This window comes from Paenibacillus foliorum (assembly GCF_013141765.1).
In the GTDB taxonomy this organism is placed as follows: Bacteria; Bacillota; Bacilli; order Paenibacillales; family NBRC-103111; genus Paenibacillus_S; species Paenibacillus_S foliorum.
The window spans coordinates 73,530-91,860 of sequence record NZ_WHOD01000082.1; the positions used below are offsets into that span (position 1 = coordinate 73,530).

The following is an 18,331-nucleotide window of genomic DNA, read 5'->3' on the forward strand; positions in this document are numbered from 1 at the left end:
TTATTGTGCTTACAGCACACTTGGTTATTTTTCCATATTATAGAATAATACCTTAAGGATGGATATTTCGACAATCATTATTATTTCATATGAAAAAAGGCAAAATAAGCAGCAGCAGCGCTATGTATAGTAGTATCAGCGTAGTTCGCTTCGACAATTTACGATTGACCGGACTTTTGAACCACCCTGAGAATTGCAACCGATTGTGGTAAACGATAAGCATAAGCAGTACATTAGCTAGCCCGGGCATCCACCATAGGCTCCCCAGCATCTGGATTCCCGCCGCTTGGTACAAGACTTGCTCCAGTTCGCCTAATAAGATAAACCCAAGCATAAATATTATGAGGAACCTTATAAACTCCAATAAGAAAGTTACCCCTTTCATCAATGTATGCTCGCCCCCAATTGTTCATCCTTTTGCTTAGCACGCCGTGAGCTTAAGTACACAACAGTGCCGGTCCCAATCAGAGTCATCCCTGTTACAACAAAGATCCAGTGGATGTTAAGTCCAATCCCTAGCACACCGCCGATCAACGGTCCTGCCATTGCACCGAATTGGTTAGCGCTTGTTGTCAGTCCGAATGAGCGTCCCCGAAATCCAGCATCTGTATTATTAATCACCATGGTATTAATGGAAGGTGTGACCCCAGCCATGAAAAATCCGAATATAAACTGCACCACCGTAAATAACCACAGCTGCTGCACAAAATATTGAGTAGAGCCAACACTACCAGCAATGAGCAGACAAATACTTAGGATGATGGTGTAGCTGTACTTTTGACCAATTCTCCCCCAGAAGGGCGAAGCGACAATACCAGCAATGCCGATAATGGAAAATATAATGCCCGAAGTAAGCACGGCCCCCTGGAGCTTCCCTTGAAGTGCCGCTATGTGCAGTGTGAGAAACGGCTGGATCATGTTAATGGACAGTTGGAAAACAAACAGAAGCAGCAGCATAAGCAGAAGGGTTTTGTTTCGTGATGCTTCCTTCCACGTTTGCAGTACGCCGACTCTCGCATTAGTTGTTGTATTTCCGGTTTTCCCTTCATCCACCCAGATGATGACAGCAATAGAAGCTAATAAGATAATACCCGCAGCTACGACAAAAGACATGCGAAATCCGAACCACTCCGCCAGAATCCCGCCGAATAGAGGTCCTAAGATGCCACCGGACATCGTCCCAGCCTGCATCATGCCAAGGCTCCAGCCCATATGCTGTTCTGGAGTTTTCGAAGCGACGATTGCCATCGAGGCTGGAACAAAGCCGCCGACAAACCCGTGAAGAAGTCTTGCGCCAACCAGCTGCCATGGGCTTTGTACAATGGAGAACAAAGCGTAGATGACCGCAATGCTCAGCCCTGCGCGAATAACCATCTTCCGCTTCCCATAACGGTCAGCGAGCGAGCCCCAGAAAGGCGCCATAATGGCACCAATTAAAAAAGCCGAGGAATATACGATCCCCGCCCACATATTAACGCTTCCTTGATCCACGCCGAGGTCGAGCAGAAATAACGGTAGAAAGGGCACCGACATCGTATAGCTCGAACTGCAGAGAAGCACTCCTCCAAATAATATCCACATCGTACGTTTCCATGGTTCCATGCTGACCACTCCGATACGTTATATTAATTTATTGTTAATGGTACCCCTTTCATTGGTAAAATAAAAGATCGTTTCTAAATTGTTAGTTAGTTACCTTGATGTTAGTATGAGACAAGTATTCAACGAAAAATAAGTGCGGGCCGACTGCATCCTTGCAGCCAATCTACACTTAAAACGCCCTTTTTTTGGTTCAACCTCAAAATCAGCGCTTAACCCTCCTCCGATCATCAGCCTGCAACAATCCTGCAAACATGCAGTTATTCTCTACTGAATTTGCTTGTAAGAGGAAAAAACTGCAAAAGTACAGCAATTGAATGCAACACGGTCCGGTTTCAGCTAAGAATGTAAAAAGAACTGCACATTTGCATGAATTCACCAACACTGCCGATAAAACGGCCAAAAGGCTGTATACATGCAGGATTTGAGGGCAGCGAATAGCTTCGAATGTCTCGTGCGCTGTCATTGCCGTTAGTAAGGTCTTGTCAAGCGCTGAGCTGGGAATGGAGCCGAAATCGTATGATTTCGTCAAGCGCTGATTTCAGTTCTAAGCCCCTTTTTTAATGCTAAAAACGGATAGGGTAGGGAATTCACTTGTTATTTATCTAATGTCTGCCTGTAGTGACCTGGTGTTACTCCATAGGTTATTCGGAAGCTGCGGATAAAGGCGCTTATGTTCTTGTACTGCAGCTTCTCTCCGATTTCTGATATTTTCATATCTGTCGTCTCTAACAATACCTTGGCCATATTCATCCTGTAATTAGATAGATAATCGTTAAAAGGGACTCCCATCTCTTTCTTGAACACACGGCTTAAATAAAAGTGGTGGAAATTCAAGGTAGATGCGCAATAATCCAAGGTGATATCTTGATCGTACTGGGATGAATCATATTCACCATCCGATGTGCAATGTTGATATACTGGGATTCCGCTCTCTCCGAAAGAATCCTAATAACTGGGGCAAAGAGTCTGGATTGAAACCATAGCGTAATCTCTTCTCGGTTTTGCATTCGCAAAAAACGCTCCATGATTCCTACCCCATCCAGTACTTGCCTCACAGATATTCCTTGATCCTGCACAATATGCAGGATTCGCGATAACAATTGAAGCAGTATCATTTGCTGCTCATGAATGAATGAAGCCGTCTTTACTTAACACGGCATCCAAATATTCCTCGAACGCTTCTGTTGCCGTACTGAACTGGTTCTCCCTCAAAGCCTGCAAGATATGTTCCTCTTTGACTTAAATGGGAATAAACCTTAGTTCCAACACCGGAATCCTGATTCTCGATATCCTCATAATGCACGATAATATCAGGCCCTAGATTAATGCGGCATTTCAGTGCGGTTAAGCTTTCTCCATAAGCTTTAACGGTATCAGTCAGACTATGGAAGGGCTTGCTGATGCCTAATGCTCACTTGAAGCTGAAGATATTGCTCTACCTTCGACTTAATCAGCTCTGCTGTCTGATAAAACTCCGCCTTAATGGCTAGAGGATCCTCTTCATCTGAAGTCAGAAGCGTAACCTGTGATTGCCCCCGCATAACTCCACCCATTATAATCAGAATATCGATAGGTTACGCCTACCTTCTCCCCCAATCTTCTCTATGATCCTTCGATTAATTTCACTATAACTATCCTTCTCTGCCTCTGTAAAAAGGAAAGGGAAACCGCTCTCATCCAATATGTAATGCTGTCCAGATTTTTGTTTTGAAATCATATCTCCCCCAAGGTTTGATGGGTCCATTTGAAGTTCAGCAGAAAGCTATTGATGATTTACACTTAATTCTTTAACTTATCTGCTCGTTTATTGATATCGTGTATATCCAAAACGTCAAAACCGCAGCCCCAATGGAGCTGCGGTTACGAAAGGGATTTAGATTAAGCGTGTATGGGTTTGTGTTTATTACCCTTTCCAGTTGTTAGGTCTGTAGGATTTTTCTTGTGTGTAAACAGCTTGCGAAGGTAGGGCATCAGGTAATGGTCAATGCCGAATCTACCGGTGTTCGCACCCGCCATGAACAAGATCCCGCCGATAAGAATGAACCAAGGATTCGTGCTTACGGTACCCGCGAACATGAACATGAAGTTCATCATGAGTCCAAAGAATGCTGCCGCAGTAGTCAAAACACCTAGAATCAAACCAAGACCGACTAAGAATTCGCCGAGCGGAATCATGATGTTTATTATTTTAACATTCGGCAGGGCAAAGTTTTGTATGAAAGCGGTGAAGGTCGGATACACAAGTTCATTAGTTGCCTTGTCAATCACCGGTTTGGCGACTGCGTTATTTAAGAAGCCACCGGCATTAAATCCACCCATTAACTTTTGCCATCCGTGTGTGAGCCATTCATATCCAAAGTATAACCGTACGAAAAGCAGGATTCCTGCTGCATATTTGTTTTCTCTAAGCCATTTTCCTAGCATGATAATCAGCTCCTATTTTAGTTAGTGAAAACATTCACAATGTTATTCAAAAAATATGGAGTAATTTATTTAGGCCAAGATCGAGATCGTTTATGAGGTCTCATTTTACATCAAGTCCTTCCGTTTAATGTCTTACCTCTCTTACATCTTTAATTTAACACGTCGAGAATCAAAAGTAAGTGACTAAAATCACAATCGGCATATATAGATTACGGTGAACCAGTTTACGTGTAGGTTAAAGATGTAAAGGATATAACCAAAAAGATAGTCACATTAAAGACGGAATTTGGTGAATTTATTCCCGGGAGGATTTGGGTATGGATTAAATGATCTCCCAAACGATCTCAGAAGATTTGACTCGGATGAAATTTCCCTTTGTCTCGGGCCTGCAGTTTTTCGCAAATTTAATAGGGACCCCCGCCAGCTAACGGAGATCCCTATCGCATTCCAGTATTCAATTTTTATACTCCTTCCTGATACTCATGGATACCCGCGCTCTACACGCTTCGACTTACGCTTTCCCATTGGACTATCCCCTTCCGATCATTGGTTGGTTGTGAACCGACATACCCGTTAACTGGATACGCTTCGCCTATCGGTGGCCCATCGGAATCCGTCTCCCCTCGTCTAAGTTGCGGTTAGTTTAAACTTAGCTATGGTCCCATTCTGGTTACCTCCGTTTTCTGTGGGCTGTTGTTTCATGGCTTTATATTAACATATTACTATTATTTTTGCAATATTCAGAATATTCTAAAATATATTCAAACTTCTGCTTTAACGATAGCCCTCACTAGAGTTCTTATTCTGTAGCTTGTGATGTGTGAATGTCCACAAAAAAATCCAACCCGTAGCGCTATGGCCATGGATTGGATTTCTGCTTGGTGCTTTTATGTGCTTCTCTCCGCTTTTTAATAAATTGCAAGCCGACATTTCCATCGACTTCAAGTTCTCCTCTACTCCCATCTGAGTTTGGATCAACAACTGCATCTTGCTCTCTCTGGCATTCTCTATAATATCCTTTGATGCACTATAGTAGGATACAATACCTATGAATACAGTGGGTAGCCCACCAAGAAGTAAACTAAATAAAATTAACCTCAGCATATATTTACTCATGTATTAGCTCCTTTCGTAAAACTGAGGTAGAATAAGCCATTTGGCAAAGGCAATCTCTAAGTCAAAACAATTTACCTTAGATTTCCTGCTGATAAGTTTATCTTACAACATTCCATCTTGTATTTTACAAAAACATCAATAACTCTCTGATTTTCGACATTTTTTTAATACACATATGGAAATTTTTACCACTAGATTTCTATATCGTGAGGACGAATTCCGCCTGCTAAAGGCTTGTGCTCCTATTATCCATTCGGATCTTCATGTATGACTATACCTATGATATAACTTCTTAATCATTTTCTTAATGAAGAGCTGTGTATCCGGTGATAGCTCCATAATAACTTTATATGCAGCACCAAATAATTACTGACGCGTAACGTCTGAATATGTCGATATTTCCCGGGAAACTATTTATACGCTTTCAGATTCAATTCAACGCAAAAAGAGCTTCATGCCGTAATCAGCATGAAGCTCTTTCATCCTTATATGCAAGCTATTAATGGGAAAAGGTTACCCTAGCTTTTTATTAATTCAAGCTTACCTGACAATACTTCGTCTATGCGTACAGCTCTTTTTTCCTTAACGGAACGCCATACCGCTTCGCCGGTTCCGATAGAATCCGCGCCGTCCTCACTGCCTGACAAGATGGTGTAAGGTCTCTTCGGATCGGGTCCAAGGAACAGATCCTCCAGCAATACCGGATCGCCGCCGCCATGTCCGCCTTCGCGGTGAACAACATGGATCGTTTCCTTCGAGCCGAACATCGGGAAGTAATCGATGGTTTGCACAGGAGTTGGGAAAGGCACCCTTGCTGGCATATGGAACTCCGTGGTTTCCAATCTGCCTTTGGTTCCGTTAATAGCTAAACGATAACCTTCATATGGAACTGAGAAGTTAACGGAATAGCTGAGCAACGCTCCTTGATCATACCGAATCGTAGCAGTATACGTATCCTCGATATTGATCTCAGAGTCGTAAATACAGGCATCCGGACGGTAGTTGCTATAAGCTTCCGTAGGTCTCATATTGCCCAATGCTCCCAAGTGATCATCCTTGATGTTCATATCCCTGCTGCGGGTGGACCAGCGTGTATAGTAATTGCAATCCTGCTTCACATCACAAGTGCTGCAAAAACGGCCGTCCTCTTTCTTAGGGTTCAGCTCGCCTTCTGGACCATAATAATTTAGTGCTCCAAAAGCAAATGCTTCAACAGGCTTTTGACCGATCCACCAGTTTACCAAATCAAAATGATGCGAGCTTTTATGAATGGACAAGCCGCCTGAAACTTCACGAACTCGATTCCAGCGTTTGAAGTAGCTTGCTCCATGATAGGTATCGATATACCAGTTAAGGTCAACGGATGTAATGCGACCCAGCTTGCCTTCAAGAACCATTTCCTTAATCTTTGTATGGATCGGTGCATAACGATAGTTGAATGTAACGGTTACTTTCCCTTTGCTTTTAGCTTCGGCATCCATAATTCTGCGGCAATCTGAGCCAGTTGTAGCCATTGGCTTTTCAGTTAGAACGTCTAAATCATGCTCCAGTGCGCTGACAATATAGCCAGCATGAGTGTCATCTCGTCCTGTCACAATAATGACATCCGGTTTCGTCTCTGCAACCATACGGCTAAAATCATCAGGTCCGTATTGTTGAACAGCGGCCAACTCGGGAAATTTCTCTTTACAAATTTCATGACGCTTCGGATCAATATCCAACAATCCTACTACTTCCGTATGATTGTTAAATGTTTTCAGCATAGGTCCGATAAACATTCCCATTGCTCTGTTACTCACTCCGCATATAGCATATCTTTTTTTCATTTTAGTTCCACCTCTTATTAGTTATATGGTTTGTTTTCCAATTTATTGTAATCTGCCTTATACTCTTCCATTATTCTGGAGCCGCCTGCTTGCATCCACTTTTCGATTTCGGCCTTCCAACCGGCTTCATCAATTTTACCCATTATGAATTTCGTTTGAGCATCCCAGATGATTTGCTCCAAGTTCTTGCCATGCTCGGAATAAGTCTGAGACCATAAATTAAGCGCTGGATTAGGAACTAAATATTGGAAATTATTCTCAGCGATTTTTTGACTCTTCTCACCCAGCAGCGTATCCTTCAATTCCGCTACATGATAACCCTCAATCTGCGGCAAGTTATCACGGTAGGGCTTCACTTCTCTTTGGAAGGCGGTAAAATTTAAATACTCCGTTTTATCCCCGGATTTCACATAGTGCTTATTCTCAATCCCTCTAAGAAGAAGCGTAGCCATCGGGGGGTCCATCATTTGGTCTAAGAAGGTAAGCACCTTCCTTACTTCCTCCTCGGTCTTAACAGAGGATTTAGGAATGACATAGAAGCCGTTATTGCCTGTTTCACCAGCAACTCGGATGCCTTGCACCCCTCGCATCGGCTCAACATCTACAATTGACTTTGGATCCGTCTTGGATAAGCGATCCTGCTGGCTTTTTGCGTTTTGGGCAACCGCTACGCGGATACCCACACGACCTGAATCGTATAGCTTCTCCGCTTCCGATAGGTCGAAAACAGCGAAATCCTGATTGATCAGCTTTTCACTATACAGCCTTCTGAAAAGCTTCAGCATTTCATTATATTCTTTGGACATGAATTCAGGTACGAAGCTTCCTTTTTCAATAGACCATTTATTAGGGGCACCGAGACTAACTCCCATACGTGTGAATAGAGAAGCTTGTCCTTCGTTGTACTTTTTATATAAGACCATGCCGAATGTGTCGTTTTTGCCGTTTCTATCAGGATCGTTCAGTGTCAATGCTTTGAGCACCTCATACCACTCATCGATAGATTTCGGCTGCTGCAATCCCAGGTTGTCCATCCAGTCCTTCCGGTAAATGAATGCAGCTCGACCCATTTCTCGAAAATTAGGGATACCGAATATTTTCCCATTCACAGATACATTCTCATAATATTGGGTGTTCTGAGCGCTGAGATTTTTATAATCCTTCAAGAAAGGTCCCAACTCCCAAAACAACCCCGTTTGAATCGCCCCGATAATAGTCGGTGTACTCTCTGCTCTTAATAGCTTTGGCATCTCATTGGATGCAATTATTACATTGATTTTATCGGTGTAAGCTGCGTTCGGAATCCACTGAAAATCAAGCTTCGTATGGGTATATTTCTCAATGAGCTGCTCAATTTCGTTTCCTTTATCTGGGATATCCCCGACTTGAGGTATAGCAATAGTGAGCCTCATTGGAGAACTGCCCTCATTTACTGAAACCTCGGCCTGTTGAACAGGAGATGTTTCGCCACAAGCGGCAAGGGATGCCGTTGTAACCAAAATTGCGCACCCCATAGCCATCCTTGACTTTACACTCATTCCTGAACCTCCCTACCTTAAGAGATCAGCCTTTAACCGAACCTAACATAACTCCCTTGGCAAAATGCTTTTGCAAGAACGGATACACCAGCATAATTGGAACTGTTGCGAACACGATAACCGCCATACGAATAGTTAAAGGTTGAATCTCTGATTCCTCGAAGCCTGTGTCACCGATCCGGCTTTGCGCCAAGATTACGATTTCACGAAGAAGTACCTGTACCGGCCATTTGTTGTTGTCGTTAATATACATAATAGCGTTAAAGAATTGGTTCCAGTGCGTCACCGCATAGAACAGACCGAATGTAGCCATAGCTGGCAGTGACAAAGGAAGCACGATTCGGAACAAAACGCCTACGTCGCTGCAGCCATCGATTCGAGCGGAATCTTCAAGTCCATCAGGTATTTGTTGGAAAAAGTTTTTCAGAACAATCAGGTTAAATGCACTGATAGCATTAGGAATCATCAGCGACCATAAAGTGTTCGTTAATCCCATAGCTTTAACAACAAAATAGGTTGGAATCAAACCGCCGCTGAATAGCATGGTGAACAAAACAGCCATCATGATCGTTTGACGCCCACGCAATGTTTTACGCGCCAATGGATAAGCCATAAGTGAGGTTAACAACAAGTTAATTGCCGTTCCTACCACTGTGATGTAGATCGAAACCCCTAAGCTTTTAATAAGCGTGCTTGTTGAGAAAATGTATTTGTAGGCCGACAAGGAAAACTCTTTGGGAAATAAGATGAATCCACCCTTGGCCACTTCATGCGGGCTCGTAAAGGAAACAGCAAGAATATAGATAAATGGAAGTATGGTTATAAGACTAATTAGAGTAAGCACTGTGTAGTTAACGCCGTCGAATATTTTATTGCCTAATGTGTTGTCGTGGTTCATACGTTTTATCCTCCTTACATCCTATTTTTAGTAGACGCCTTCTTCACCGAATTTTTTGGATAGCCAGTTAGCACCCATAACAAGAACTAAACCAACAACTGATTTAAATAATCCAACCGCGGCGCTATAACTGAACTGCGACTGCGTCAAACCTTTTACATACACGTAAGTATCGAACACTTCCCCAACCTCACGGTTTGTAGGGGTCAACATCAAGAAGATATGCTCGAACCCTGAGTCCAAGAAGGAACCCAAGCGTAGAATTAGCAAAATAACAATTGTGCTTCGGATAGCTGGAAGTGTGATATGCCACATCTGTCTCCAACGGTTGGCTCCGTCCATCCTTGCAGCTTCATACAATTGCAGGTCAACACCGGATAAAGCAGCCAAGAAGATAATCGTTCCCCAACCTACCTCTTTCCATATCGATTGAGTAACAATCATGGTACGGAACCAATCCGGCTCCAAGAGGAATGCTATTTTTTCACCCGTAATAACGAAGAGTAATTCATTAAGAATACCGCCTTCCGTGGTAAGCAACATGTAGAAAACACCTACAACTACAACCCAGGACACGAAATGGGGCACATAAATCAATGTTTGTACAAAACGCTTGAACTTCTCTCTTCTAACCTCATTCATCATCAAGGACAATACAATGGGAAGCGGGAAAAAGAAGGCCAAATTGTAAACTGCAAGCAAAGCAGTATTTCGGAACAAGTCTAAAAACTGCGGCTCACTGAAAAAGCGGGTAAAGTGTTTTAAGCCTACAAAAGGACTGTTCATCATACCTAAATGCGGTTTGTAATCTTGGAATGCAATGATCAAACCATACATCGGGACGTATCTAAATATGATAAAAAACAGCACCCCCGGCAGTAACATAAAGTACATCCATTTGTCCCTAATAAGATCTTTCATCAAAGGGCTGCGTTGTTTAAGCTTTACTTTTGCTTTTGTATCATTAACTAGTAAACTCATAATCTGTCCTCCCAACATGCTTTGTTCTGATTTAACTTTATTATCACACCTCTTTTCAGAACAGGCTATCGCCTTAATTAAACTTATTTCAATGCGGTGCCTTTACTTATGAATAATGGCGTTTTTAAAGCCTTCTAAGGGCATTTTAGGAGGGGCAATAGCCGAATTTCAACCTGTAATCGACTTTATTTAACTTTATTCCCCCTTGTAAAATCAGTATATTTAGGGATTAAAATGCAAAAAAAAGATCCGGGAGCTATCTCCCGAATCTTCAATTTCATTGCTCTCTATTGTACTGCTCCCGATATTGCCCTGGTGTCACTCCAACAATCTTCCTAAAGGTACGGATAAAGGCGGTCGTATTTGTGTAGCTGAGCTTCTCCGCAATTTCCGAGATCTTCCAGCTCGTGTTCTCAAGCCACGTCTTCGCCATATTCATCCGGTACTCCGCTAAATACTCGCTGAAGTTGATCCCCATCTCTTTCTTGAAAACCCGGCTTAAATACACCGGATGGAAGTTGAGAATGGAAGCGCAGGCTTCGAGCGATATTTCCTGATCATATCTTTCATGAACCAGCCTCACCATCTGAGTTGCAATATTTAAATACTGCGATTCAGCTTGTTGGTTCAAGAATGAGATAATCGGTTCGAAGAGTATGATCTTAAACCATTTGATAATATCCTCCAGCGTGTTCAGCTTTAGGAAATGCTCGATTGAAGCTTTATCACCAAGTACTTTTTTTACAGCTCCACCCTGTTCCTGAACAAGTTGAAATGCTTTTGAGATGAGCTGCATCATCAGCACCGGATATTCATTAAAGTGAATGTCTTTATTCACAATGGCTGTGATGTATTTATCAAAAATTACATCAACACGCTCTACATCACCCAGCTTCAAAGCATTAACCAATTGATCCTCCAGCAGCTTCAGCTGAGTGTACACCGTAACTTCCATTGGCTGCTTGCCCGCATCAATATCCTCGAAGTGGACAATAATAGTATGACCCAAGCTCATTCTGCACTTAAGTGCCTCCAGACACTCTCCGTAGCCCTGAACGGCTTCCGTCACTTTATGGAAGGGCCGGCTAATCCCTATGCTAACCGGAAGCTGTAAAAATTCATCAATTTTATTCTTAATGAGTTCGGCTGTTTGATAGAAATGTACTTTTAGCTCATCCTCATTTTCCAAGTCACTAGCTATCAAGGTTACCTGCGACTGATCTAATAAGACAGGACTAAATCGTTTATTTTGCGGGACGAGTTCACCTACAATATTATTGATGGCGAAGAGCAGAAGCTCCCTATCATGCTCCTCATAACGGGTTTCATCCAGCGAATCTATCTGTACAGTCAGCACTCCCAGCCTGCTCCATTCGGTAGGAAAGCCATACATCTGAGAACGGTAAGCGAAATCATTATCCGATAGCTGTCCAGTGAACAGTTTAAGTACAAAAAACTCTTTTAGCTGCGTGAACTGACCGCTAACCTGCTGCTGCAGCTGCTTCTCTGTACTAAACATAGTTCGGAAACGTTTCTCTAGTGAAACAAATTCATCTCTATTGTCTTGCCCTTCAACATGAATGTCTTTCGTAAACTCTGACAATCTTTTTATAGGAGAATACATTTTTCGACTTCCATAGAAAGCAAACAGAGCAATTAATGCGAACAAAATCGTACACACGATAAACGTAATCCAAGCTATTTTCTTAGATTGCTTCGTAATATCCTCAATGGATACAGATGAAACATAGATCCACCCATTATAAGGAGAGGACCGATAAGAAACTCCCAGCTCTGTACCATTAACCTTGGTATTAAAAAATCCGAATTCATCTTGGCTTGCGTGAACCTTTTGTAGAACAAGCTCGTGGATGGCCTTGTTATTTTCCGACTCGTTATTATCTGCCAAGAAATTATTGCCCTCTCGGTCAAGAACAAACACATCTCCAAGCTTCTTATTGTTAGAAAGCAGGCTGCTCACCTGGTTGTTTAATATTTCAACGACTAGCAGCGCTTTGGGCTGACTCAGTGTGGGAACAACAGGAATTTTGTAAACCATACGAATAGCGGGAAGCGCAAATGATTCCTCCGCAGCTCCGGCCGAAGAATCAGCCGTTTTATCGTTTTTCCCAGTGCCTGTGTCCCAGAATAAGCTGGTGTTAGGTCTCTTGGCGTATTCCGCAAACTTATCACGTTCAGCAAATGTGCTGTATTTTCCAAAGGTGGAGAAGCTAATCATCCAGTCCTTTTGTATATTAACAAAATAAGCTTCTCGAACACTTGTAAAGGTTTGCAAATTGTACAAGCCCGTTGATAAGCTCCGTACCTCCGCAAAGTCATCAGAGGTCAAGTTCGCATTCAAAGCATTAATGACCAGCGGTGAATTGATATATTGCAGCGAGGTCAGCTCCAACGTCTTCAATACTTGCTCCACACGCATTTGCGTCTGCAGCAGAACCTGCATATTCCCTTCCTTTACTTTCTCTTCAATATCATTGGAGGATATAAAATAAGAAATAATACCAATGGAAATAACAGGGATCGCCGCAAGAATAAAGGTAAAACTAAAGAGGCGCATTAGAAATTTTGGCATCGGATGACTTTCCCTTCTTGTAGGGGCTGGCTTATTTCCTTCTATTTCAAGCAAGACAAGACAAAACAAACAAATTCGGGGAGGTGGAACCTTCCAGCCATCTTTATCTTTTTTATGAGTATCGCCCTAGACAAATCATGCACTCGGCGGTTACATAGCAATTCCTATAATATTTGACAATAAGCGATAGTTCGGTGTTCATTATACAGCAAGGTATTTCTTACTGCAAACAAACATACGAATCGAATTGGGCATAATGGTTAATTTATACATATTTTTGACATACCTTGTCTACAACCATCCATCTGAGGATTGGGAGAAAATAAGGGACAAAAATACGTATCAAATGCAAAAATGGGTTAAGAGCAAAATGCCTCTCAACCCATTCTTTCAACGGCCCCTGCGGACCAGATACCGATTTGGTCCATACTGAGACTTAGACCGGTACTATATTACTAAGGTGCTGTGACTAGTGTAAGTTTACCTTTTTCCAGAGGAAGCCCTGCTTCGTTCACAATGGATAGAATCGTACGCATGTTGGCTGCGATATGCTGATATGCTGACCGGTTGAACTCAGCTTGCCGCTTTCTGGATCTACCTTAAATAGCTGAACCGAGTCGGAATCTTTATTGGCTGCGAACAAATAACGGCCGCTTGGAGTCAGGCTGAAATGACGAGGATGACTGCCCAATGTAGAGGTATGATCAACGAGTGTCAGCATACCGCTTTCTGGGTCAATAGAAAATACAACAATACTGTCATGTCCGCGATTGGATCCGTATAAAAAGGAGCCGCACGGTGAGACTTGTACTTCAGCAGTGCTGTTATCAGAGCCTTCATAGTGTTCAGGAAGCGTATTGACGATTTGTACCGGCTCCAGCTTGCCTGCTTGACGATCATAGGATAACACGGTCAAAGTTGAGCTGAGCTCCTGTATGACGTAGGCATAGTCCAATGTCGGGTGAAACGTCAAATGCCGCGGCCCCGATCCAGGTGTTAAGTGAACCTCATCATGTGGATGCAGCTTGCCTTCTGCTCGATCCAATCGGTACACCATGATTTTGTCCATACCAAGGTCAGGAACAACTACGAATTGATCGGTCGGATCTGTGTAAATCGAGTGCGGATGCGCGCTTTCTTGACGCTTAGGTGTGATGCTGCTGCCCTCATGCCTAACTTGATCAGACAATTCGCTAATTTCGCCGTCTTCACCCAGCGGAAGCAGGGAAAGTGTACCTCCTGAATAGCTGACCAGCATCAAGAATTGCTCGGCGTGATCTGTGTTGATGTGAGTCGAGCTTTTATCTGCCGTTAGCTGCTGTCCCAAATAAGTAAGCTTGCCTGTGCCCGCTTCAATCCGGTAAGCAACCGCAGCCGACTTTGCTGTATCCCCTTCTGCCTGAGAGAATGCATAAAGAGTCTCATGCTTGGGGCTTAGTTTCATGAAGGATGGATCCTTCAAGCCCGATACGAACTCTATGAAAGACAAATCCTCATTTTCTTCGTCAAAATGATAAATATAAATGCCCGGCGTCTCTTTACCCGCATAGGAACTGAAATAAGCTATGTACTTCGCTGCTTCCATACTTTCATCTCCATTCTTCTTACAATCATCCCCCTTATTGTATCCTAAATGATTGCTAAATAGGAACTCTGTATTCGAATCCTCTCTTGCATAAATCTATGGGATTAATGATTCTTGACAAGATCTTGACTGCAGTCGACATAGAAAGGGTAAACTAGCGTTTGATCGCGGTCCGTTGCCTTTTGGGATTGAGACTGGGACTGGGATTGAGATTGAGACTGAGATTCTTCTACTAATATGGTAATTTTTTCGTTTTCCAAAGAAGGAACGGTTTCAATATTTAGAGAAAGAACTTTTTCATTACCTTTTCTTACAACATCCATAAATAGAATCAGCATTAAGCCAATAAATAATACCACAATTCCATAAATCACTAGCTTCTCATGAAGTATCATTAATTAGTCCTCCTTAGAGTTTCGCTTTAGTGAATCTTTCTTCGTCAGCATAGTCCTTAGAGATAGGAGTCGGAAAAGTTGAGGGGCGGGCGTCTATAAATCTACTCTTTTTAATAGATTACCTATTAACTAGTAAAAATGTACTCGAAAGCCGCTGTCAATATCTGACTTTTATTGTTTATAAATCGAATAATAGCATCAGACATCACTGATAAGCGATACAACTCTAATCGACGAAAAAGAACGCCTTGAGGCGTTCTTGGTGTACAAGTTGCGTTTGTGCTTGGGTTCATGCTATCCTATTTTCCTGTAAAATTGTACATCAGATATCCAAGATAAAAATTAACTGGAGGAATTCCCTTTATCCCATCGCATTTCCTTCAGCGGCCATCGATAATCACAATCTCCTATGAAGAAAAATCTCCTGCTTCCTGTATAGAGCGCAAAAAAGCTGTGGTTACTACCGCTGCCCCGCCATTCGCTACTTGAGCCCTAAAAAAACACCGCAAAAAAGGGGTAAGCATTCGCCCACCCCAAACCCTAAATTCAAAACAATCTTCTCTAGCTTTTTATATTGATTCGAATAGCTATGTCTACAAGGAGGTAATCACCTGATCGATGATTCCGTATTCTTGCGCTTCCTGAGCCGACATGAAGTAATCGCGATCCATATCTTTCTCGACCTTCTCAATCGGCTGACCGGTCCGTTCGGCTGTGATTCGATTCAGCCTCTCCCGAATTCCGACAATCCGCCTGGCTGTGATGGCAATGTCACTCGCTTGCCCCTGCGCACCGCCATGCGGCTGGTGAATCATGATCTCGCTGTTCGGCAGCGCGAAGCGTTTCCCTTTGGCTCCTGCGAGCAGCAGGATCGCCGCGAACGAAGCGGCAAATCCTGTACATATGGTATGAACAGGAGGCTTCACGAACTGCATCGTATCGTAGATAGCAAACCCCGCCGAGGTAGAGCCGCCCGGACTGTTGATATACATCGAAATTTCTTTTTCCGGGTCCTCTGCCGCCAAGAACAACAATTGAGCTATGATGCTATTAGCCAGGTGGTCATCGATTTCTGCTCCTAGAAACACGATCCGGTCCTTCAACAATCGGGAGTAAATGTCGTAAGATCTTTCACCACGGCCGGTTTGCTCTACCACATAAGGAACATAAGCACTCATCTCTTCTACCTCCGTTTTCGTTGATTCATCACTTTCATCCTGTAAACGAATCGAAGCTGCCAAAAGATACGGTCCATCACTTTCTGATGATATAATGGAGAAAACGGAGTGGCCGAAAACTTTTTCTGAAATTTGCGTATCCTTTAATAAGCTTTATTCGTTTCCATTTAACAAGGATAAATTTCATTGTCATCAATAGGAACATGGCAAAGGAGAATGAAGGATGATCTTAACGGAGTCGCTAGCAAACACTGGGATTACAGAAAACAAGGAAGATGATAAAAGCCTGGAGCAGCTTCAAGCCCTCGTTAACCGCTACTGCCTATCACTCACCGGATCAAATTGGGATGCCGAGGACTTGGCTCAGGATACATGGCTAAAAGCGATAGAAAGTTTAAAAAGCAGTGGACATACGAACCCCGAGGCCTTTTTACTGCGAATTGCGAAGAACACCTGGATTGATCAAACACGGAGAAATAACGTCTTGGACCGGATTTTAAAGAAAGATCAGCCCAAGGCAACTATGCCGGATAACGGTCCTTTTGAGATCGAAATGGCTTTCCAATCCTTAATGAAGCATTTGTCACCTCTCCAGAGAACTGTTTTTTTGCTGAGAGATTTATTCGGGTTTTCAATAGGGGAGACGGCCATCCTGCTTAATACGACCGAAGGCGCTGTAAAAGCCGCACTCCATAGGGCTCGCCATGCTCTTGAAGCCGTAAAGATTGATCTGGAACAAGGCGCGCTTCCGTTGCCTGAAGAAGAAGATTTAAGGGATTTCCTTCGTGCCATCGCCACTGCCTACCAGATGGGGGATGTTGCCACACTAATGGAGCTCTCCCTGCGAGGTGCGGCTGCACCTGCTGTTGTCATCGGAATCGTCCAATACAAGCTGCTCCATAGCTACCGTTCCTCCATACCGCGTACCAATACCCAGCCTACTGCACGGATGGCGGCATAGCTTAGTAACTGAGAGCTTGCACCTCAATAAATACAGCAAACAGAAAACGGCCCTTTCGTATTCAATACGAACGGAGCCGTTTTCATGCTTTATTCCAAATCTACTTTATAAATGCAGGGAATGCCTTCCATATCTGATGTGAAAATAATAAACGAGCCGTCTGGAGCAAAAGCGGGATGCGGATGAGCGTCTTGGGTATTTCCATAGGATTTCCAGCTTGTTCCATGGGAGCATAGCCTTTCTTCGCGCCGCTGCTGCATATCAATCAGATATATAAAATGCTGCTCCCTAAGCTGACCATCCCCTACGATCTTTGAATTATCATAATTAGAAATGAAATGACAATATTTAGAGCTATCCATCCAAATCTCCTCTTCCAGAGTGAATGGATCCATAAACCGGATGCTTTCGTGCAGCTCATAATCCTTGTGCCTGTATACAAAAGCAAACTTGGAACCGTCTGCAAGCCAATATTCATGCGTGATCAATTCGTCATGCGTCTGCGGTTTGGCGCAGCGCAGGTTCGTTCCGTCTGCTTGAATGAGCCACAGTCTGGCATCAATCCGGTGGCCGGGACCTTCATGGCAGAATAGAATTGTCGCTGGATCATGCGGTCGAAGCTGCGGATGCCCTAGCCAGCAATTCAACTCCTCATGAACGATATGACTGGTCTGACGCACCATATCGACATAGACGATTCGACAGTGCGGCTCATTCGCCCACTGAGGCTCGAAGGTCGACCAATCCCCTTTATTAGGAACGACATCCCCCTCATTCATTTCAACCAACACCAAAAACTTGTCGTCCGAGCTTAGTCCGGGATTCGCATTTGGCTTCCAGCCATCCGGCGATTCGTAGAAGGCTTCCTCCGTCAGCGTATCCATATCCAATCGAATGATCTGTTTGTCTCGGCAATAAATCAGATAGCGGTCATCACTTGTGAGGCTGCAGCCAAAATCATGAACACCCGCTCCTTCAGTTAGTTGCAAGGCTGATCCGTCGCGCAAATCCATTCGATATAGATTGCGCTGATTATTCCTCTCGCTTGCATAGATCAGAAAACGGTTATCATTAGTGATCATCTTATAATAGAAATAAGGGTGATGGTTCACTTGCTCTGGAGCCGTAAGCCGGGTCAGTATTTTTCCGGTATATGGATCCTTGACCGTGTGAAATTCATTGTTTATAACAGAGCCCTTGGCCATGATGACGCCGCCTCCTATCCTTAATTCCT

General features: G+C 43.3%; 17 protein-coding genes. 1 reads left to right on the plus strand and 16 read right to left on the minus strand.

Annotation, left to right across the window (positions count from 1 at the left end; translation table 11 throughout):
* Window positions 1–85 precede the first annotated feature (85 nt).
* From GC093_RS21945 to clpP, 15 genes are all read right to left on the minus strand, one after another.
* Complete coding sequence (locus GC093_RS21945; RefSeq protein WP_171654045.1) at window positions 86–385, minus strand: hypothetical protein; 300 nt, start codon at window positions 383–385, stop codon at window positions 86–88.
* Entirely contained in the window at window positions 385–1,602 is a 1,218-nt protein-coding gene (locus GC093_RS21950) for an MFS transporter (RefSeq protein WP_171654046.1), read from the minus strand. The genes GC093_RS21945 and GC093_RS21950 overlap by 1 nt, the downstream gene beginning before the upstream one ends.
* A gap of 594 nt (window positions 1,603–2,196) precedes the next feature.
* Entirely contained in the window at window positions 2,197–2,391 is a 195-nt protein-coding gene (locus GC093_RS36075; protein WP_246315049.1) for a helix-turn-helix transcriptional regulator, read from the minus strand.
* A 41-nt stretch (window positions 2,392–2,432) separates the two neighbouring features.
* Window positions 2,433–2,717 carry a hypothetical protein gene (locus GC093_RS36080; RefSeq protein ID WP_246315008.1) on the minus strand — a complete coding sequence of 95 codons (285 nt, stop codon included), beginning with the start codon at window positions 2,715–2,717 and terminating at the stop codon, window positions 2,433–2,435.
* Between the two features lie 267 nt (window positions 2,718–2,984).
* On the minus strand, window positions 2,985–3,155 hold the full coding sequence (locus GC093_RS36085; protein WP_246315010.1) for a hypothetical protein: 171 nt from the start codon (window positions 3,153–3,155) through the stop codon (window positions 2,985–2,987).
* Window positions 3,156–3,480: 325 nt separating this feature from the next.
* Window positions 3,481–4,026, minus strand: a complete 546-nt coding sequence (locus tag GC093_RS21960; protein WP_171654047.1) for a DoxX family protein — start codon at window positions 4,024–4,026, stop codon at window positions 3,481–3,483.
* 774 nt (window positions 4,027–4,800) lie between these two features.
* Window positions 4,801–5,142, minus strand: a complete 342-nt coding sequence (locus GC093_RS21965) for a hypothetical protein (protein WP_171654048.1) — start codon at window positions 5,140–5,142, stop codon at window positions 4,801–4,803.
* Window positions 5,143–5,660: 518 nt separating this feature from the next.
* The gene (locus GC093_RS21970; protein ID WP_171654049.1) at window positions 5,661–6,968 is read right to left on the minus strand and encodes a Gfo/Idh/MocA family protein; all 1,308 of its coding nucleotides are present in this window, start codon (window positions 6,966–6,968) and stop codon (window positions 5,661–5,663) included.
* Window positions 6,969–6,985: 17 nt separating this feature from the next.
* Window positions 6,986–8,506, minus strand: coding sequence for an extracellular solute-binding protein (locus tag GC093_RS21975; protein WP_171654050.1), 1,521 nt, complete (start codon window positions 8,504–8,506; stop codon window positions 6,986–6,988).
* A gap of 25 nt (window positions 8,507–8,531) precedes the next feature.
* Window positions 8,532–9,404, minus strand: coding sequence for a carbohydrate ABC transporter permease (locus tag GC093_RS21980; protein WP_171654051.1), 873 nt, complete (start codon window positions 9,402–9,404; stop codon window positions 8,532–8,534).
* A 27-nt stretch (window positions 9,405–9,431) separates the two neighbouring features.
* On the minus strand, window positions 9,432–10,325 hold the full coding sequence (locus tag GC093_RS21985) for an ABC transporter permease (RefSeq protein WP_281365292.1): 894 nt from the start codon (window positions 10,323–10,325) through the stop codon (window positions 9,432–9,434).
* A gap of 337 nt (window positions 10,326–10,662) precedes the next feature.
* On the minus strand, window positions 10,663–12,978 hold the full coding sequence (locus GC093_RS21990; RefSeq protein ID WP_171654053.1) for a helix-turn-helix domain-containing protein: 2,316 nt from the start codon (window positions 12,976–12,978) through the stop codon (window positions 10,663–10,665).
* 511 nt (window positions 12,979–13,489) lie between these two features.
* Window positions 13,490–14,563 (minus strand): lactonase family protein, encoded by a 1,074-nt coding sequence (locus GC093_RS21995; protein ID WP_171654054.1) that lies wholly within the window; start codon window positions 14,561–14,563, stop codon window positions 13,490–13,492.
* A 104-nt stretch (window positions 14,564–14,667) separates the two neighbouring features.
* A complete protein-coding gene (locus tag GC093_RS22000; protein WP_171654055.1) occupies window positions 14,668–14,958 on the minus strand; it encodes a hypothetical protein in 291 nt (96 codons plus the stop codon).
* A gap of 593 nt (window positions 14,959–15,551) precedes the next feature.
* Window positions 15,552–16,187, minus strand: a complete 636-nt coding sequence (gene clpP, locus GC093_RS22005; protein ID WP_312886595.1) for an ATP-dependent Clp endopeptidase proteolytic subunit ClpP — start codon at window positions 16,185–16,187, stop codon at window positions 15,552–15,554.
* 172 nt (window positions 16,188–16,359) lie between these two features.
* Here clpP and GC093_RS22010 point away from each other — a divergent pair, with 172 nt between their 5' ends.
* The gene (locus GC093_RS22010) at window positions 16,360–17,097 is read left to right on the plus strand and encodes an RNA polymerase sigma factor (RefSeq protein WP_171654056.1); all 738 of its coding nucleotides are present in this window, start codon (window positions 16,360–16,362) and stop codon (window positions 17,095–17,097) included.
* Between the two features lie 89 nt (window positions 17,098–17,186).
* Here the strand turns inward: GC093_RS22010 and GC093_RS22015 are convergent, their stop codons facing one another.
* Window positions 17,187–18,302 carry an oligogalacturonate lyase family protein gene (locus tag GC093_RS22015; protein ID WP_171654057.1) on the minus strand — a complete coding sequence of 372 codons (1,116 nt, stop codon included), beginning with the start codon at window positions 18,300–18,302 and terminating at the stop codon, window positions 17,187–17,189.
* Window positions 18,303–18,331 lie beyond the last annotated feature (29 nt).